The 17797-nt window shown below is 56.3% G+C and carries 15 protein-coding genes and 2 pseudogenes; 8 read left to right on the top strand and 9 right to left on the bottom strand.

Annotation, left to right across the window (positions count from 1 at the left end; genetic code table 11):
• Nucleotides 1–95 precede the first annotated feature (95 nt).
• A complete protein-coding gene (locus tag ACOERD_RS05120; RefSeq protein ID WP_419738253.1) occupies nucleotides 96–2201 on the bottom strand; it encodes an FAD-dependent oxidoreductase in 2106 nt (701 codons plus the stop codon).
• On the opposite strand from ACOERD_RS05120, the gene ACOERD_RS05115 reads away from it, so the two are divergent.
• Entirely contained in the window at nucleotides 2194–3936 is a 1743-nt protein-coding gene (locus ACOERD_RS05115; RefSeq protein ID WP_419737624.1) for an IS1634 family transposase, read from the top strand. The genes ACOERD_RS05120 and ACOERD_RS05115 overlap by 8 nt on opposite strands.
• 111 nt (nucleotides 3937–4047) lie before the next feature.
• Here ACOERD_RS05115 and ACOERD_RS05110 read toward each other — a convergent pair.
• Both ACOERD_RS05110 and ACOERD_RS05105 read right to left on the bottom strand, forming a co-directional pair.
• Nucleotides 4048–4470 (bottom strand): annotated as a pseudogene (locus ACOERD_RS05110) (N-methylproline demethylase); the annotation flags it as partial.
• On the bottom strand, nucleotides 4467–5237 hold the full coding sequence (locus ACOERD_RS05105) for a helix-turn-helix domain-containing protein (RefSeq protein WP_419738252.1): 771 nt from the start codon (nucleotides 5235–5237) through the stop codon (nucleotides 4467–4469). The gene ACOERD_RS05105 and the pseudogene ACOERD_RS05110, both read right to left, overlap by 4 nt.
• A gap of 41 nt (nucleotides 5238–5278) precedes the next feature.
• On the opposite strand from ACOERD_RS05105, the gene ACOERD_RS05100 reads away from it, so the two are divergent.
• Together ACOERD_RS05100 and ACOERD_RS05095 are read left to right on the top strand one after the other, a co-directional pair.
• Nucleotides 5279–7255, top strand: a complete 1977-nt coding sequence (locus ACOERD_RS05100; RefSeq protein WP_419738251.1) for a CocE/NonD family hydrolase — start codon at nucleotides 5279–5281, stop codon at nucleotides 7253–7255.
• Nucleotides 7256–7482: 227 nt separating this feature from the next.
• Complete coding sequence (locus tag ACOERD_RS05095) at nucleotides 7483–7728, top strand: pyrroline-5-carboxylate reductase dimerization domain-containing protein (RefSeq protein ID WP_419738353.1); 246 nt, start codon at nucleotides 7483–7485, stop codon at nucleotides 7726–7728.
• 202 nt (nucleotides 7729–7930) lie between these two features.
• On the opposite strand, the gene ACOERD_RS05090 is transcribed toward ACOERD_RS05095, so the two are convergent.
• From ACOERD_RS05090 to istA, 4 genes are all read right to left on the bottom strand, one after another.
• A complete protein-coding gene (locus tag ACOERD_RS05090; protein ID WP_419738250.1) occupies nucleotides 7931–8749 on the bottom strand; it encodes an NAD(P)H-binding protein in 819 nt (272 codons plus the stop codon).
• A 45-nt stretch (nucleotides 8750–8794) separates the two neighbouring features.
• A complete protein-coding gene (locus tag ACOERD_RS05085) occupies nucleotides 8795–9517 on the bottom strand; it encodes an alpha/beta fold hydrolase (RefSeq protein WP_419738249.1) in 723 nt (240 codons plus the stop codon).
• 182 nt (nucleotides 9518–9699) lie between these two features.
• Nucleotides 9700–10431, bottom strand: a complete 732-nt coding sequence (istB, locus tag ACOERD_RS05080; RefSeq protein WP_419737606.1) for an IS21-like element helper ATPase IstB — start codon at nucleotides 10429–10431, stop codon at nucleotides 9700–9702.
• Nucleotides 10418–11926 (bottom strand): IS21 family transposase, encoded by a 1509-nt coding sequence (gene istA, locus ACOERD_RS05075; protein ID WP_419737605.1) that lies wholly within the window; start codon nucleotides 11924–11926, stop codon nucleotides 10418–10420. The genes istB and istA overlap by 14 nt, the downstream gene beginning before the upstream one ends.
• 98 nt (nucleotides 11927–12024) lie before the next feature.
• Here istA and ACOERD_RS05070 point away from each other — a divergent pair, with 98 nt between their 5' ends.
• Nucleotides 12025–13521 (top strand): Na/Pi cotransporter family protein, encoded by a 1497-nt coding sequence (locus ACOERD_RS05070; RefSeq protein WP_419738352.1) that lies wholly within the window; start codon nucleotides 12025–12027, stop codon nucleotides 13519–13521.
• Between the two features lie 160 nt (nucleotides 13522–13681).
• Complete coding sequence (locus ACOERD_RS05065) at nucleotides 13682–14089, top strand: c-type cytochrome (RefSeq protein WP_419738248.1); 408 nt, start codon at nucleotides 13682–13684, stop codon at nucleotides 14087–14089.
• 14 nt (nucleotides 14090–14103) lie between these two features.
• On the opposite strand, the gene ACOERD_RS05060 is transcribed toward ACOERD_RS05065, so the two are convergent.
• Entirely contained in the window at nucleotides 14104–15261 is a 1158-nt protein-coding gene (locus tag ACOERD_RS05060; protein ID WP_419738247.1) for a cation:proton antiporter, read from the bottom strand.
• Nucleotides 15262–15460: 199 nt separating this feature from the next.
• Between ACOERD_RS05060 and ACOERD_RS05055 the strand changes: the two genes are divergently transcribed.
• From ACOERD_RS05055 to ACOERD_RS05045, 3 genes and pseudogenes are all read left to right on the top strand, one after another.
• Complete coding sequence (locus ACOERD_RS05055) at nucleotides 15461–15910, top strand: phasin family protein (protein ID WP_419738246.1); 450 nt, start codon at nucleotides 15461–15463, stop codon at nucleotides 15908–15910.
• Nucleotides 15911–15967: 57 nt separating this feature from the next.
• Nucleotides 15968–16375 carry a universal stress protein gene (locus ACOERD_RS05050; protein ID WP_419738245.1) on the top strand — a complete coding sequence of 136 codons (408 nt, stop codon included), beginning with the start codon at nucleotides 15968–15970 and terminating at the stop codon, nucleotides 16373–16375.
• A gap of 111 nt (nucleotides 16376–16486) precedes the next feature.
• A pseudogene (locus tag ACOERD_RS05045) lies at nucleotides 16487–17029 on the top strand (DDE-type integrase/transposase/recombinase); the annotation flags it as partial.
• A gap of 27 nt (nucleotides 17030–17056) precedes the next feature.
• Here the strand turns inward: ACOERD_RS05045 and maiA are convergent.
• The gene (gene maiA / locus ACOERD_RS05040) at nucleotides 17057–17689 is read right to left on the bottom strand and encodes a maleylacetoacetate isomerase (protein WP_419738244.1); all 633 of its coding nucleotides are present in this window, start codon (nucleotides 17687–17689) and stop codon (nucleotides 17057–17059) included.
• Nucleotides 17690–17797 lie beyond the last annotated feature (108 nt).

Raw genomic sequence — 17797 nt, 5'->3', positions numbered from 1 at the left:
GCTCGCTGGGTATTTCGGAAATGCTACGTTAGTTTTTCTTCTTCGCAAGAAAAATTATAAAAAATTCTCGTATTGGCATTGCCTTTCTGCGCTTGCTACCATCGGATGCCCATACGCAGGGCGTCGTAGATTGATGCGTGAATGTTGCGCGCCGATACGGCGTCACCAATGCGATACAGGTCAAATTCCGCATTGGGATTGGGTTGCGGAAACAGGTCGCCTGTGCCGGAGACAAGCGCACCCTGATCCACCGCCCCACGATTGCGCGACAGAGGTATGAGATCAAAATAGAGATCGTCCAGAGGCTGCGTGCCTTGATTGACAACCACCTGATCATATTCCCTTTTTTCGACCAGATCAGAATAGTCGGTGCCGATATGGGCTTGCAGATGATTGCCTGCTTTTTCGATCACTTGCAGGGTTCGGGTGACAGTGAACACGGCTCCGGTTTTCTGCAGGGACCGCATGTAGGGCACCAGGTTCATTGCCATAACCTCGGGCGCAAAGCTGCGGTCACGGGTCATGATTTCAACCCGTGCACCGGAGGCGGCGATGACCTCGGCGGCCATCAGGGCCGGGTGATCTCCTGCATCGTCATAGATCAGCACGTTTTCGCCCGGCTGCACGTCGCCGGACAGGATATCCCAGGCGGACACCGCCAGCTCATTACCCGAATCGAGGATCGTTGTATTCGGCAGGCCCCCGGTCGCAATCACGACCGTATCCGGTGACAGCGCGGTCACGTCACTGGCTTCGGCATACGTGTTGAACTGAAACTGAACGTCCTGCGCAGCACATTGCGCCATGCGCCAGTCGATGATCCCGATCATCTCGGCGCGGCGCTTGGATTGCGAGGTCAGGCGCACTTGCCCGCCGGGTTCGGGGGCGGCCTCCAGAACGGTGACGTTATGTCCACGCTCAGCGGCGACACGCGCCGCCTCCAGCCCGCCGGGGCCTGCGCCGACGATGACCGCATTCCGACGCGTTTCAGCGGCAGGGATGACATGCGGCATCGACAATTCACGCCCGGTAGCGGGGTTATGGATGCACAATGCTTCGCCTGCCTGATAGATGCGGTCGAGGCAGTAGGTGGCCCCGACACAAGGCCGTATGTCATCTTCTTGTCCAGCTTGGATCTTGGATACGATCATCGGGTCGGCCATGTGCGCGCGGGTCATCCCCACCATATCCAAAAGCCCCGAGGACACCGCATGTCTCGCCGTCGCCACGTCAGGGATGCGCGAAGCATGGAAGGTCGGCATGCCCGTTTCGGCCCGCACCCGCCCGGCGAAATCCAGATGCGGCGCGCTTTTCATGCCCTGCACAGGGATCACGTCCGTCATGGCAGGATCGGTGTGAATGCGCCCGCGAATGACATTCAGGAAATCCACCTGACCGCTGTCGCGCAGCCTGCGCGCGATCTGGAGCCCTTCTTCCTCGGTGATGCCGCCTTTTTCGACCTCATCAGTGGTGTACCGAACACCGACGATGAATTCGGGACCGACGCGGTCACGGATCGCATCCAAAACCAGAGAGCCAAAGCGAAGTCGGTTTTCGAGGTCACCTCCGAATGGCGCGTCCATCGTGTTGGTCAGCGGCGACCAGAATTGATCGAGCAAGTGCCCGTAAGCCTGCAACTCGATCCCGTCCAAACCGGCGGCCTGCATGCGTTCGGCCGCATCGGCATAGTCTGTCACGATCCGCTCGATATCGAAATCTTCCATTTTCTTCGGAAAGGCCCGATGCGCGGGTTCCCGGTAGTGCGATGGAGAAACTGACGGTAACCAGTCACCTTTGTTCCAACCGGTACGCCGCCCCAGATGGGTCAGCTGGATCATCACCGCGCAGCCATGGGCGTGGCAGGCGTCGGTCAGTTCGCCCATCCAGTGCACGACCTCATCCTTGTAGGCGAGGATGTTGTTGAACACCGGCGGACTGTCACGGCTGACGGTGGCAGAACCCGCAGTCATTGTCATCGCAACACCCGCTTTTGCTCGCATTTCGTGATAGGCGCGATAGCGTTCTTTGGGCATACCGTCTTCTGGGTAGGCGGGCTCCTGACTTCCGACCTTTTTGTTGATCTGACTGGGTTTTTGGTTTGTTTTCAGGTGTGGTTGCTCAGAGGCGCGTTGTAGTGCCCCATTATTATAAAAAGTATTGACATGGGCCTTCAGATGGCTAACCTCTTCGCCCATGTTCATCCGCACCAAACATGACGCAAAGCTCAACCGCACACGGATCCAGATCGTTGAATCCGTCCGCACCGGCTCCAAGGTACGCCAGAAGATCCTGCGCCATGTGGGTGTGGCCCATAACGACAGCGAGATTGAGGATATCAAGCGTCTGGCGGGCCGCTTGATGGAGCAATTACGCATTGATCGCTCGCCGCAAATGGAACTGTTCACGCCCACGGAATATGCCGATCTGCAGGCGCTGGTGCGCCGCGCTCCGCGGCCGGACAAGCTTGGCGTTGATCTTGCCGAGTGCCGTGAGGAGGCGCGGGTCTCTCTGGGTCTGCGGGATGTCATGGGGACGATGTATGACCAACTGGGTTGGGGGGCCCTTCTGGGGGCGGCGCGTAAAAGTGCCAATCGCATTGTGAAAGAGCTGGTTATGGCGCGGATCGCACAGCCCGAGAGCAAGCGCGCGACCGTGGAGGCGTTGGAGAACCAGGCAGGCATCACGCTCAATCTGGACGTGGTCTATCGGAGCATGGATTACATCAATACGCCGGTGATAGACGGGATTTGCAAAACCTCTCACGCGGCGGCAGAGAAGTTGCTGGGCGGGCCAGTGACCGTGCTGTTCTACGATTGCACGACCCTGGCCTTTGACACCGAGCGCGAGGACCCGGCCGAGGATGCGGACGGGGTCGAGCAGGATCATCTTCTGGCCAAGGGCTTCAGCAAGGATGGCAAGCATCACCGCGCTCAGGTCATGCTGGCGCTGATCGTCACCTCCGATGGGCTGCCTGTGGGCTATGAACTCTTCCCGGGAAACACCTGGGAAGGTCATACGCTGGAAGCTGCGCTGAAGGCGTTGGAGGGACGCTTCGACGTGGCCAGGGTCACGTTCGTGGCCGATGCCGCCATGCTCAGCAAGGACAACCAGCAGATGTTGCAGAACAAGGGTCTGCCCTACATCCTCGGCTATCGCATGAAGTCCGCCCCGGCCGCCGTGAAGGCGAACATTTTGAGCCCGGAGGGACGCCAGCCTTGGGCTGGACACGGTTCTGAAGAGGCAACCGAGAAGGGCTGGTACAAGGTGATCGACCAGGAGGGAGCGCGGGTCATTGTGACCTGGTCACCCACCCGGGCACGCAATGATGCCCACAAGCGCGACAAGGCAATCGAAAAGCTGCACAAGAAGCTCAAGCGCTCTCGCAAACCCGGCAGCTTCAGCAGCCGGGGATATGGCCGCTTCCTGGCCTTCCCCGACAGCGGGGACGTCACGCTGGATGATGCAAAGATCAAGGCAGCGGCACAATGGGACGGGCTGCATGCCATTGTTGTTCATGGTGCGGACGAACTGGAGGCACAGGACGTCATTGCCCGCTATCACCAGTTGTGGGAGATCGAAGCCTGCTTCCGCACCAACAAGCACGATCTGAAAATCCGGCCCATCTATCACTGGTCGCCGCGTCGGGTCCGGGCCCATATCGCCATCTGCTACATGGCCTTCTGCTGCCTGCAGCACCTGCGCAAGCATCTGGACCTGCTCGGACACCCGATGAGCCCGGCTCGTATCCGCAACGAGTTGAACGCATTGCAGCTCTCGATCCTGCGCCACAAAGGCACCCCTGACCGCTACGGCATGCCAAGCCATGCCACGGTCGATGCCAGACGCATCCTCACCTGCGTCGGCCTGACCTGGAACGAAGCCCCTTTCAAGATACCCCCCGGGCGCACCCGAAAAACTGGCCAGACCAAAGCCTGAGCTCCCTCAACACTCCGAAACAATCGCTGGCGAAAAAAGTCCGTGTAGTGCCTTTTGGCAACCAAGGCATAATAATATCAATGACTTATACGAAAAAATGTCGGAAGTCAGGAAATCTTCCATTTTCTTCGGAAAGGCCCGATGCGCGGGTTCCCGGTAGTGCGATGGAGAAACTGACGGTAACCAGTCACCTTTGTTCCAACCGGTACGCCGCCCCAGATGGGTCAGCTGGATCATCACCGCGCAGCCATGGGCGTGGCAGGCGTCGGTCAGTTCGCCCATCCAGTGCACGACCTCATCCTTGTAGGCGAGGATGTTGTTGAACACCGGCGGACTGTCACGGCTGACGGTGGCAGAACCCGCAGTCATTGTCATCGCAACACCCGCTTTTGCTCGCATTTCGTGATAGGCGCGATAGCGTTCTTTGGGCATACCGTCTTCTGGGTAGGCGGGCTCATGACTTGTGGTCATGATCCTGTTTTTCAGAGTCAGGTGCTTGAGTTGATAAGGCTGCAACAGAGCGTCGCGGCTCATGACGAGGTTTCCCGGTCAGACGCCTGCGGTTCAACGACATCTTTTGGAATGACGACCGGTGAGACAGCCCAAATCAACCAGCATACCTGATCGGTGCGGTTGCGGGCATGGTGCGGGATACGTGCGTCAAAGCTGTAGCTGTCCCCGGCGCGCAGGGTAATGAACTCATCCCCGATCTGCATTTCCAGCTCGCCCTCCAGAACCAGCCCGTGCTCTTCGCCTTCGTGCTTTTGCAAAGGGTCTTCGGGGCGTTCCGAATGCGGTGCATAGACCGCCATGCCCATATAGAACTGCCCGCCAATTGAGCTGGACAGCAGGTGATCGGTATAGCCCAACTCAGCCGCGTCCTGACCGTAGAGCGTATTCAGCGCCCGACGATTCTGGGCACGTACCACAAAGGCCTGTTCCATCGGCCCGGCTCCGGCGCGGCGAGCAAAGAACCAATCCGGCGTGACGCTGAGCGCGCTGGCGATGGCCTGTAATACATCGACCGAAGGCTTAGAAACACCGCGCTCAATCGCCGACACGTGGCTGAGCGAGATGCCCGCCTCTTCGCTCAGCTGTTTGAGCGTGAGCTGGCGGGCTTTGCGCAGCTGCCGAACCTCACTGCCCAGCGAGGATATTGCAGAAGGCAAAGCGACGACGTTGTCAGATGGCATGCGGCTCTCCGAAAATGACTTGAGCTTCCAAACTCTACAAAATTCAAACCAGACTAGAATTTTAAAGTCAAATTCTATTTTAATCTGAATTTTATGAAACTGTTGCAAGTTCGATCTGGATTTGCAGAAGTGGGAAAAACACCAAACGCATGCGGCAGATCACTATGACAGACCAGCCAGAATACCCATTCGACGTCTCAGAGACGGATCATCTGTGGATCGAAATGCCCGATGGCGTGCGGCTGGCCGCACGGTTGTGGCGCCCTGTGACTCAAGCGCCTGTGCCCGCCATTCTGGAGTATATTCCCTATCGCAAGACCGACATGGTTCGCGCGCGGGATGAGAGGAACCATCCCTATTTTGCCGCCCATGGTTATGCCTGTATTCGGGTGGATATGCGGGGATCAGGGGATAGCGAAGGGCACATGCCGGATATGTACGCTCCGGCGGAACTGAACGACGCGCGGCAAGTGATCGAATGGCTGGCTGCGCAACCCTGGTGCAATGGCCGCGTGGGCATGTTTGGCACGTCTTGGGGCGGGACGGCATCCCTTCAGGCAAGTGTCAATGCGCCAGCGCCCTTGAAGGCCACAATAGCCGTCTGCGCCACGCATGACCGGTTCGAGGACGATATCCACTATATGGGCGGTTGCGTTCTTTCGGATACCTTCGAATGGGGCGCGACGCTGCCCTCTATCCTGGCGTCTCCGCCGTCGCTGAATGTCGGACCGGAATGGAAAGTGATTTGGAAAGAGCGGATCGACACCCTGACATTTCCCTTGGAAAACTGGCTGCGCGAGGAGGGGCGCGGTGACTATTGGCGCCACGGCTCGGTTGTTCATACCGCTGACGCCCTTTCGGTTCCGATCCTGTCAGTCGGCGGATGGAGCGATCGCTATTCCAATTCTGTCATGTCATTGGTTGATGCTCGCCCCGATCTGGTCTGGGGGGTCGTTGGTCCATGGGGGCATCATTATCCCGACCACGGGAGCCCGGGGCCTGCCATCGGCTTTCAAAAGCTGGCGCTGGAGTGGTGGGATCATTGGTTGAAATCGGATCAGCCCCACACGCCGGAATGGCCGCGCTTGAGGGTCTGGATGCGCGAATTCGATACACCGGGCGACAGTTTGGCCCAAAGATCCGGGGCATGGGTGCAAAGCGGGCCAGCCTCGCAGGAGAGCGAGCCGCAGGACTGGGACTTGTCCACGCTTAAATCCAGCGATGGCCCTGCACCATGGAGTGTTCCCGCAGACCCGACCGTCGGGCAAACCGCCGGGGACACGGGGTATTTTGGCCGCCCCAGCGGGCTGCCACTTGACCAAACCGGAGACGATGCCAGGTCATTGGTGTTCGAAACGGCGCCTTTGGCCCAAGACGTCATTATCTATGGTTCGGTTACACTGACTCTGCGCGGCGAGACCGGCGACAATCCGGGGCAGATCATCGCCAGACTTAGCGATGTGGCCCCGGATGGGGTCGCTGCACGTGTAAGCTATGGGGTTCGAAACCTCGCGCTTGATGAGAATTTGGATCGCACCCCGTCAGCGGCGAAAACAGGCGAATTCAATGCGGGCATCCGGCTTCATTCGACGGCCTATCGCGTGCGCAAGGGACACAGCCTGCGACTGGCTTTGTCCTCCTCTTACTGGCCTCTCATTCACGCGAAATCATCGGCCTTGGATATACAGATAAACCAGGCATCGCTGCGTTTGCCTGTTTTACCCGATACGCCCGCTGACCTGTCCAAGCCACTGCCCACAGCCCAAGACCTGCCCGTGCAGAAGCGGCATTCCAATCATGCGCCTGCCGCTTTGACACGATGGACGCAGACCAAAGGGAACTGCATCGAGATGGGCTGGCATCAGCCGCTTCTGAAGACGACCTTTGCCCAGACAGAAACCGTTTTCAGCTATGAAACCAGCATGAAGCACAGTCTGGACACTTCAGATGGCGTCGAGCAACAGACAAGCATATGTCACAGGATGGTTTTCGAGCGACCTGACGGAATTGCTGAGGTTTCGGTCGCATTGACTGCCAGAACCACAGACGACCGCACCACGGCGAATGCCGAGCTGAATGCGACATGGAACAATCAGCCCTTCGCAACGCGGCAATGGCGCATTTAGTAACAATTCTCTGTTCAATTCATTCTCGGGTTGAGCACTTTCGTTTTGTTGGATTGGCATTCACGCTCAATGACGCGGACATGCTACGCGCAGTGACCGCGTTTTCCGGTGGCGGCCCGGCCTATGTTTTCGTGATGACAGAGTATTGACGAACGCCGGGAGAGAAATGGGCTGGTCGAAAGAAGCTGCCGCAAAACTGGCTCGAGAATTGATCTCTGTGAGCGGCGATCTTCTGCGATACAGCCCTGTCACCTGCCAACCTCCGAAATGAAGTTACATCCCCAAATGGGACAACGGAGGCGGGGTTGCAGGAGTTGATGTCACTCGAGCAACGGATGTTCACTCCAAGGACTGAGATGCCCTGTACATCTAACAGATCCACCGGTCGGTTGAGCTTGCGGACCTCTGCTAGCATCCGCGCTATGCACTCGCAACGACGATCCGGTATTAAGGGCCGCGCAGAAACATTTTGATTTTACTTTGACCGCAGGTTCGGGCCGTACTCACCATAAGCAATGGCGGGAATGACGTGGTTCGCGCCCGTTCTTGCGTCGCACAACATCGGGCACTTTGGGCTCGAAGCAGTCTTCGCCGCAGTTGGTACGAACGACTGCTATGCTTAACGGAGCGGACATTCGTCTTGTGCCGCAAGGGGTCTTACCATTGTCACAATGATCAAGGCCAACACCCGGCCGCATTTGCTGCTTCCGCAAATTGTCGGAAGCTTCTGGGTTCGTGGCCCAATGAGCGCTGAAGGCCGTCAGAAGTGCTAGCGTTTTTCCCATCGAGTATTTGCGCAACAAGCTCGGCAACAAATTCAGCATCCGAATTCGGAAACCCAGCGGCGATCAGCGTTGCTTCAAACTCCTTGGGTGTGATTGTTTTGTACGTAATGTCTTGCCCGGTCACGGCCGCAATTTCCGCCACCGCTTCGTCCCAAGTGAGCAAGTCAGCCCCGGTGATTTCATACACTTGTCCGGCGTGACCCTCCTCCAATAGGGCTGCAATGGCTACGTCCGCTACGTCTTCCAGATCAACCCACGGTTCCTTTGCACCGGAGTCGGGGGCCGAGACCTCGCCAGCGAGAACGCTTTCAAGGAACCCGCCTTCGCTGAAGTTTTGCATGAACCAACTGGGTTGAAGGATTGTCCATTCAAGAGAAGAGTCCTTGATCAATTGCTCGCACGCCTGAGCGCGCGCCTCGTTGCGCTCTGACAGCATGACGACACGGTGAAGCCCGGCCTCTTCCGCGGCTTTGACAAACGCTGCAATTACGCCGTGGGCGGAGGGCACGGCGAGGTCTGGAGAATAGGCGACGTAAGCCGATTTTATTCCTGCTAAAGATGCCCGCCATGTTTCAGGGTTTTCCCAATCAAACGGAATAGCGCTTCGTCGTGTTCCGTATCTTACGGCCAAACCGCGCGCCTCTAGTCGCTTCGCGACCCTTTTCCCTGTTTTACCGGTGGCACCGATAACGAGGATTTCATTGCTCATGGAACTCTCCAGCATTTCGAATTCGTTTTTTTTCACGGTGCAAAGTCAGGTCTTGTTTAGACCAAAATGGGTCAAGGCGCGTTCAGCGATCAAAGGCCCTGCCGCTTCTTGCACGAAGTGCCCACCCTCAAGAATTTCCAGAGGGTCTGGACAGCCCTTGATGAACGTGCGCAGGTGGTTCATCACGTTTGGGCCGAGCATTTCATCCTTCATGCCGATAGCCATGAAGCTCTCGCCTTCCCACTCAGACGACCAAAACTGGGCCGCTTTTTGCGAAGTATCCACGCCGGGCGTTTCTATGGTGCGTGCGATCAGGTGGGGGAACTTTCGAACACCGGCTTTGTAGGTTGCATCCGGGAAAGGTGCTGCATAGGCAGCCGCTCCGGCCACCGAGATGCTGGGTTCGTTCTTTTGCATGATGAACTCTATAGGAACGTCCGGATCAGAGTCGATGTCCGCCTGCCATGCGTCGAAGGCCGGCATATCGACCGGGCCTGCCATGAGCCCCGTGTTCATGATCAAAAGCCGCTTGAACCGCTCGGGCATTTCCATAGGCAGCGTAAGGCCAAGCACACCACCCCAGTCTTGCACTACGAGTGTAATGTTGCGCAGATCAAGACGCTCGATCAGCGCCAGCATGTAGTTGCGATGGAAGTGGAATGAGTAGATCTCATCATCAATGGGCTTGTCGGACTTACCAAAACCCAGCCAGTCCGGTGCAATGACACGCGCTCCTGCGTCGACAAAAACCGGAATGTCAATCGGCATTGAATAATGACCCCCCATCGGCGTCCAAATTTGACCCCCCTTGGAGCTAAGAGGGGCGTTGAGGGGGTCGTGTTTAGGTTGATTCAGGAGGGGGTGGACAGCAGGTCAAACCGAAAAGAGAGCGTAGCTCGACTGAAGGTTTGACCTGCTGTCTGTTTTGAATTTATTCCCCGATTTCGAGGTTAGTCGCGGTGGTTAATTCGCCAGCTTTCGTTCCCGGTTTCGATGATATCGCAATGGTGTGTCAGTCGATCCAGGAGAGCAGTGGTCATTTTGGCATCTGTGAACACACTCGGCCATTCAGCAAATGCGAGGTTGGTTGTTAGCAGAATAGACGTTCGCTCGTACAGTTTGCTGATGAGATGGAAGAGTAATCGTCCACCAGACTCTGCGAACGGCAGATAACCGAGTTCGTCTATAATCACGAGGTCGACGCGGATCAGCTGCTCGCTGAGCCGCCCGGCGTTGCCTTCGCGATGTTCAGCCTCCAGCTTGTTCGCGAGATCCACAGCGCTGAAGAACCTGACCCGCCGGCGGTTATTGACCGCGTGGCCCCCGATCGCTGTTGCGAGATGCGTTTTGCCCGATCCGGTTCCACCGACCAGCACGCCATTCCTGGCCTGGTCCATAAAATCGCCGTCATGAAGATTGCGCACGACTTCCTCGTTGACGGGGCTGACCGTGAAGTCGAACTCAGGTAAGGACTTGCAGACCGGGAACTTTGCGGCACCCATCTGATACCGGATCGAGCGCGCAGTCTTTTCGGCCAGTTCGGCCGTGAGGAGTTCGGCCACGACCTGTTGGGGCCGCCAGTTGTTTTTGGCTGCGGCCTGCATCACTTCGTCAAAGCAGTTGACGATGCCTGGCAACTTCAGTTGACGGGCAAGTTCGAGAATTTCCTTACGCAGTTGCATGGGAGCCTCCAAGCCTGTCATAGCGAGCGCAATCCGCGATCGGTGCCATTTTCAGCTGCAGGTGGGCAGGCGGCTCAATCGCCTTTGGCGGCGGGGGATTGGTGCGCCGAGAGACAATGTTCAGGATCGCATCGGCCTTGCGCAGGCCAGATTTTAGAGCTTCTTCGCAGGCAGCCTCGACCACATCAATGTCGTGCTGGTAAGCAGCGAAAAGAATATCGGCAAGTTGCCGGTCTCCGTCGGATGTGCCCCGCAGATGGGTCCAGATCTGCGTCATTGCCGGTGGTAGGTCCCAGTCACGGAACGGTGCTCCATTGCGCAGAGCGCCAGGCTTGCGCTTGAGGACGGGCACATAGTGCCAAGGGTTGAAGATCGTTTTTCCTCGGCCGAAGCACCGTTCGTGCTCTCCGACAATCTCACCGTCTTGGCGCAGGACAATCCGCGTGGCGTAGACCTGCAACTGGACCTGACGTCCAACAGCTCTTGCCTCAACGCTGTATTTGTTTCTTTCGAAGTTGATCAGGCAGGTTCGGCTCACGGCGACCGTCTTTTCACGGAACCCGACGAAGGGCTTCTGCAGATGCGTCAGCAGCGGCTTTTCCTGCTGGAACTCCTCCCAGACCGTCACCTCCAGGTTTTCCGGATGCCGCAGTTCTTTTGCGCGTTTGATCGCGTCTTTTTGCAGCCGGGCATTCAATTCATCGAAGTCGGCCACCTCCAGACGCGGTGTAAAACTATAGGCGCGGCTCTCCTTGACCAGATTCTCAACCTGACCCTTCTCCCAACCGGCCGCGCGCGTACAGGCGATCGGGTTCACCAGATGATGAGAACACATCCGGGAGAATGCCTTGTTGAACTTTCTTTCCTTGCCCGACAGGATCGCATCGACGGCGGTCGTCATGTTATCGTAGATCCCGTTGATGCAGCCTCCACCAAAGAATTTGAAGGCCTCGTCGTGGGCATCAAAGACCATCTCCTGCGTCTCGCGCGGATAGGCAATGGAGAATGGCATGCGGCTATGGCAAAGTTTGAAATGGGCAACCTTCACGGTCGTGAGTGCACCGTCCATCAAAACCGTCTCCACACTCCAGTCGAACTGGTACGCCTCCCCAGGATCAAAGATCAGCGGGATGAACGCCTGCGCCTGTTGTCGGCCGTGCGCAATGCGCCAATTCTTTGTGTAGCGTCGAACACTGTCATACCCGCCGCCAAAACCATCATCGGAGAGTTCCTTCCAGATTTTGGTCATCCGCTTGCGGTGTTTCTTCGGAAGCGCCTCGTTCTCCTCAAGCGTTTCATCCAGACGCGCGCGCCAAGGCCCGAGCACCGGGTATGGCTGCGATTTGCGCTCATATTTGAACTCCGTCACTCCCGATCGGATTATCTTTCGAACCGTTGCACGGCTCAAATTGAGCGAACGGCAAATTTCCTTGATGCTCTTTTTTTCGATCAGGTGTAAGCGACGCACTTTTCTAATAGTTTCCACGCAAATCATCCCGCTTGCCTCTCCATCGACTGCTCAATGAAAAGGATGTCTACAACCATAGGGAGGGGTCAAATTTGGACGCCGATTTCCCCGCTTAGGGGGTCAAAATTGCACGCTTTTCTACATCGACACCTTTTACCGGGGCGGTAACAGGCGCGGTCACGACAGCTGCGATCCAGTCTTCCAGCGCGACGACTGTCGCGGCCGTCGGATTTGTCGCGTCTGGCCTTCTCACCTTTCCCCAAGCGCTTGGGATCATCTTCGGGGCCAATATCGGAACGACCATGACAGGTTGGCTCGTCGCGCTCTTGGGGTTCAAGCTGGACCTTGGGCAAGTGATGTTGCCCGTTGTTTTTGCTGGGGCTTTGCTGGCGCTTTCAGGAAAAAAAGCGGTTGCCGGCATTGGGCTGGCGTTGGCCGGCTTCAGCTTGATTTTCATTGGGATCGAGCAGCTCAAGTCCGGGCTGGACGCCTTTCGCGGCGTAGTTACCCCTGCCGATTTTCCACCAGATACACTACTGGGCAGGCTGAAGCTTGTATTGATCGGTGTCGTTATCACGATGGTGACGCAGTCTTCGAGCGCTGGCGTTGCAACGGCATTGGCTGCGTTGAGCGCGGGTGCTGTGAACTTCCCTCAAGCAGCAGCTCTCGTCATTGGAATGGACGTGGGGACAACTTTCACCGCTGTTCTAGCCACCTTGGGTGGGGGCACGATGGCGCGTCGAACCGGTTTTGCGCATGTGATCTACAACGTGATGACAGGAGCAATGGCATTTTTTCTACTCGGGCCGTTTACTTCGGTCTTTGTAAGTGGGACGGGGGCCGGAAACTCACTGACTGCGCTTGTCGCGTTCCATAGCTTCTTCAACGCCATAGGCGTAGCGCTGATCTTGCCGTTCGCGAAACCCTTCGCCAGATTTATCGAGGCGCTCGTACCCGACAGGGGCGCTGAGTTAACGCGATCTCTGGATCCGCTGGTTCTTGGGGTGCCGGAAATAGCGGTGGATGCAGCAAAAGCTTCAGTCGAACAAATTGTAAGGGCCGAAGTGGGGCACCTTCGGTCATGTATGGGGGCATCTCTGCCAAGCGGACCCGGCTATGGGCGGGACAACATTGAGACAGCTGTTTCTGAGGCGCGCTCGTACCTAGACAAGATTGAACTGCCCAGCAGGTCCGAGGCAGAGATATCCAGCATCAAGGGTATGTACCATGTCCTCGACCATCTTGACCGGCTGCTTTACCGGTGTAGCCAAGATGATCGGATAAGTGAGCTACCAAAAGACCGGCGTTTGAAGCGGCTTGCTTCGGTGTTGATTTCAGAAACTGACGGCTATTTAGAGATCGACGATCCGGTGCAGTGTGAAAACACGCTGAACCGCCTTCGCCGTTTTCTGCGGCGACAGAGGAAACTTCGCAGAGACTTGCTCATCTCCGACGCTGCAACTGACAATCTGCCGGACGACGTGGTTTGGGCTCGGCTGGATGCCCTCAGATGGTTACATCGCGTGTCTTATCACCTCTGGCGCATTCGTTGGCATTTGAACGCATTGGAAGGAGCGCCGTCTGGGCGCAGGGGTGGTGAGGTCAATGACGAACTGGCGTAGTTGGAGGCTAGCCTGGATTAGATTCGGCACTAGCTCAAACGTTCTTCGGCTGAAACGGCAATCTTCGTGCTTAAGCGTGCAACATGAGCAAGGTCAAAGAAGTTTCTTAAGGATGCGGTTTAATAAGATCTGCATCCGGGGCAGCAAATTGGAGGAGCATATGAAGATTGTTCGCGGGGTTTTACTGGCACTGTTCGTCACGGGACCTGCACTGGCGCAGGACGTCAGCGTCGACGAAGGGCGTGATTTGTACCGGACGTATTGCTGGCAATGTCACGGTTTCGAAGCGACCGGAGACGGGCCGATGGCGGAAATGATGGCTATTCGAACGCCCGACCTTACCAAATTAGCGGGCCAAAACGACAGTGTTTTTCCGACAGATCGCATAGCTGAACAGATTGATGGTCGATCCCAATTGCTCGCGCATGGGGGCGAAATGCCGATCTTTGGCGCGGTGTTTGAAACAGACCAACAAATCGCGGTGGCTTTGCCCAACGGGCAACGAATGATGGTTGGCCTGCCGTTAGCGAATTTGCTCGCTTTTCTTGAATCGCTTCAGGCTGACTAGTCACGGCCAACCTGCTAGTCCGTATCAGCCGTGCGTCTGATTGACATGAGAGTCAGTGGCGGCCCCAACACTTCGAAGGCCACAGTGCCGGCAAGAGTAAACGCCATGATGGACGATGCCCAGTTCGGAAATTGCTCTCCGGCAACGAGGGCCATTCCTACCGCGACACCAGCCTGTGGCAACAAAGCGGGGCCGTACCAGCGGGTCTGATGGCGAGGCAGGCCGCCCAATCTCGCTCCACAATAACCCCCGACAAGGCGGGCCGCGGCGCGCAGGATCAGGAAAAGTGCACCAGCCCAACCCATCAAGCCGAAGGCTTCGATATCCAATGTGGCGCCAGCCAACAGGAAGAACAGGATCATGAATGGCCACTGAATGTGCTCGATCTCATGAAAAGCACGGTCGTGATGGCGGGCAAGATTCCCTATGACGGCCCCTGCGACCATGCCTGCTACCAAGAATGAAACCTCCAGCCAAAGCGCGAGGCCGGCTGTAAGAAAGACTATGCCCACTGCTTCTGCCTGCATTGGTTCTCCCGGTTTCAAGCGGCCGGTCAGGTAAGCGGATGGCACGCCTAGTGCGATACCCAACAGTATCGCCCCTCCGAAATCCAACATCGCTGTGGTCGTGACAGTTGCCCAACCATCCGAATGACCGGCCAGAACCAGGGCGAAACTGAATACGATCAGACCCCAAGCGTCATCAATTGCGACGACGCCCTTTAATGTCTCAGTGAAGCTGTTGGACACTCCAGATTGCTTGATCACGTCTGTCATTGCGGCCGGAGCTGTAGCCGTGGCAATTGCCGCCAGCACCAATGCCAGCCCGAAGGGTACACCGATTGCGGTCAATCCAGCAGACACGATAACAAGAGTTGCAACCACGATTGAAATCGAAATCGTCAGAATGGCCCGGCCATGTCGAACCAGGTTCTCGCGGGTCAAAGATCCTCCAAGAAGGAACGCGACCATCGTCAAGGCCACAATGGAAATCTCGTCGAACCACATTGCAACGTCGAGTGGGATCAGCCCCATTCCGGCGTTCCCGGCGATCAGACCGAGGAAAAGTAAGGTTGTAACACGAGGAAGATGCGTGGCCCGGCCTAGTTGGTCGGCCGCCAATCCGGCAAGAAAGAGGACACCAAGGGTAATCAGAAAGCCGGCAATGTGCATAGAAAACCAAGCATTTAGTTCTTGTCTAAACTACTCTAACTCCAACACTGCCTTCTAGGAACCGATGTCGGTGAGAATGCGGGGTCCCGTCGCAGCTTAGGCCGAAGACCTGAAAAATAAGGGATATTGATCTGTATTAAGGCGAAAGCGTGCCGCAAGTGGCACAATAACTCATTCAGGAAATGAGGAGGAACTTTCGATGCCGACAAAGAAAACTAAAACAAACAGCCCGACCTCACTGTTGGATGTTATCAAGCAAATGCAGCCACCCGTTTCTGGCAATCCGGCCTTCGGGGCCCAGATTGAACAATTTTGGGACGCGCAAGAAAAATTACTCGAAGAAACTGAGGCCTTTGCGCAGCATTGGTTTGAACGGCGTCATGAGGCGGTCCGGACGGCTCTACAAGCTGCACGCAAAGTGTCTTCCGCGAACCCGTCCGATCCATCGAAAGCCTTTCAGAGCATGGCGGAATGGCAGCGCCATTCGGCTGAACGGTTGGTTGCTGACGCGCAGGAATGGTTCGAAACCGTGTCCCGTTGTGCATCTTATGTCGCTGAAACCGAAGCTGAAGCTGTCGAGAAAACAGTTGGTGATGTTGCAGCCGCTACAAAGAGTGCGGGGAAATCTTCGAAGTCTGAGCCTGTGTAGGTTTCCTGCTGCCGAAATACCAAACTGAAGTCATCTGAGCAGTAGATAGGAGGTCAAATGTACAAGAATATCCTGATCCCGGTTGCTCTGGACAAAGAACACGATACCCAAGCGTCGCTTGGGGCCGCGCGCCAATTGGCTGACGCTGACGCTATTTTCACCGTTGTGCACGTCCAGGAGCCTATTCCGGCGTATGTAGGGTCTCAGATTCCAAGCGAAGTGCTTGCAAACACGCGGCATGAGATACTGGAGAGCCTGCATCAGACTGCCTCTGAAATTCCAGACGCGAAGGTACAGCTCATCTCTGGGCACGCGGGTAGGGCTATCGTCGACTTCGCAAATCAGAAAGACGTTGATTGCATCGTCTTAGCGTCACACAAACCAGGATTCGAGGACATATTTCTAGGTTCCACTGCGAACAGAGTCGTGCATCATGCCAAGTGTTCGGTTCACGTAATTCGGTGATCCAAAGCTCGCGATGCAAGATATTTATGGAATGGCCCTTTCTTGCTGACTCAAAATAAAGGTCTTGTCAGAGGAACTTGTCTTGAGTCGGGTAGGGGGCTTTCGTTGCCTCTGCTCGTGAAAAGACGAGTTACCTTCAAGTGCTTTAAAACCAGCTCAGAGATCAATCGCTTGGCGGTGATGTTATGCGTTTGGTTTCCTCGGTCGCTTCTAAATGTGAGAGACCTGATGCATAAGCATGGCATCGAAGTCAGCCACAAGACCGTGCGGTCGTGGCGGAACTGGTTTAGCCCGATTTTCGCATCGGAAATTCGGATAAAACGGATCCAGCAGTTGCGGGCATACCCAAAATTGAAATGGCATGTCGACGAAGTGTTTGTTTAGATCAATGGAAAGCGGCTAGACCTGCGGAGCGTCGTTGATCACGAAAGAGAGGTGTTCGAAGCTGTCGTTACCAATCGCCGAACCAGGCGGAAAGCATAGAAATTAATAGAGAAATTTTGGATACGCTACGGTGTTGCGAAGAATGTGGTCACGGATCGTTTCGTATCATTTCGGACAGTTCTCTGGGAACTTGGTGCCAAGGGAAAACAACAAACGAGCAGGTGGCTCCACAACCGCGTTGAGAATTCGCACCTTCCTTTCCGACGACAATAGTCCGATTGCCGTTACTTAAACTTGTCAGCTTGCGCTGGGTTGGGTTTCCAGGCGCGCCTGATCAAAAGCGGTAAGGGACAGCGCGTGTTTTCGATCTCGAGCAATCGCGGAAAGCGTGTCATGTCCACCCCCCCAGCGATGCGCGTAATAGAGCTGGGGGACAAGGCAGATATCGGCGAGGGTTGGGGTGTCTGCGAAACTGAAGTAGGTGTTTTGCGGCAACAGCGCCCGGTAGGCGGCAAATCCTTCGGTCATCCAACGGTCGAACCAAGCGGTCTGCCCGGCGGAGTCCATTCCAATTTGAGATTTGAGGTAGGTCATAACCCTCAGGTTATTCACCGGGTGGATGTCCATCGCGATGGTGTACGCAGCGGCTTGGACTCGTGCGCGCAACAGGGGTTGGGCGGGCAGCAGCTGAGGTTCTGGGGCGATGGCCTCCAGATAGTCGATGATCGCAAGCGACTGGGTCAGGGCCGTGCCGTCTTCGAGAACCAGAGTTGGAACACCCTTGCCGGGGTTGAGCGCGGTATATGAGACCGAGCCTTGCTCTCCGGCGACCAGATCGACCGGGCAGTAGTCGTAGCTGAGGCCCTTGAGATTCAAGGCGATGCGAACTCGGAACGAAGTCGTTGAGCGCCAGTAGGAATAGAGTTTCATGATATTGTCCCGTCGTTGCTGCAGCATTGTTACATTTGTAACGAAATTCAACCTGAAAAACCGTGACGTGAACCTGGCGTTTGCTTGAGGCCGGGTTCAGTGTCCGTC

The sequence above is a fragment of the Ruegeria sp. genome, assembly GCF_965199275.1.
In the GTDB taxonomy this organism is placed as follows: domain Bacteria; phylum Pseudomonadota; class Alphaproteobacteria; order Rhodobacterales; family Rhodobacteraceae; genus Ruegeria.
The sequence above is the reverse complement of the archived record's forward strand: the minus strand, read 5'-3'. Positions and strand labels throughout refer to the sequence as shown.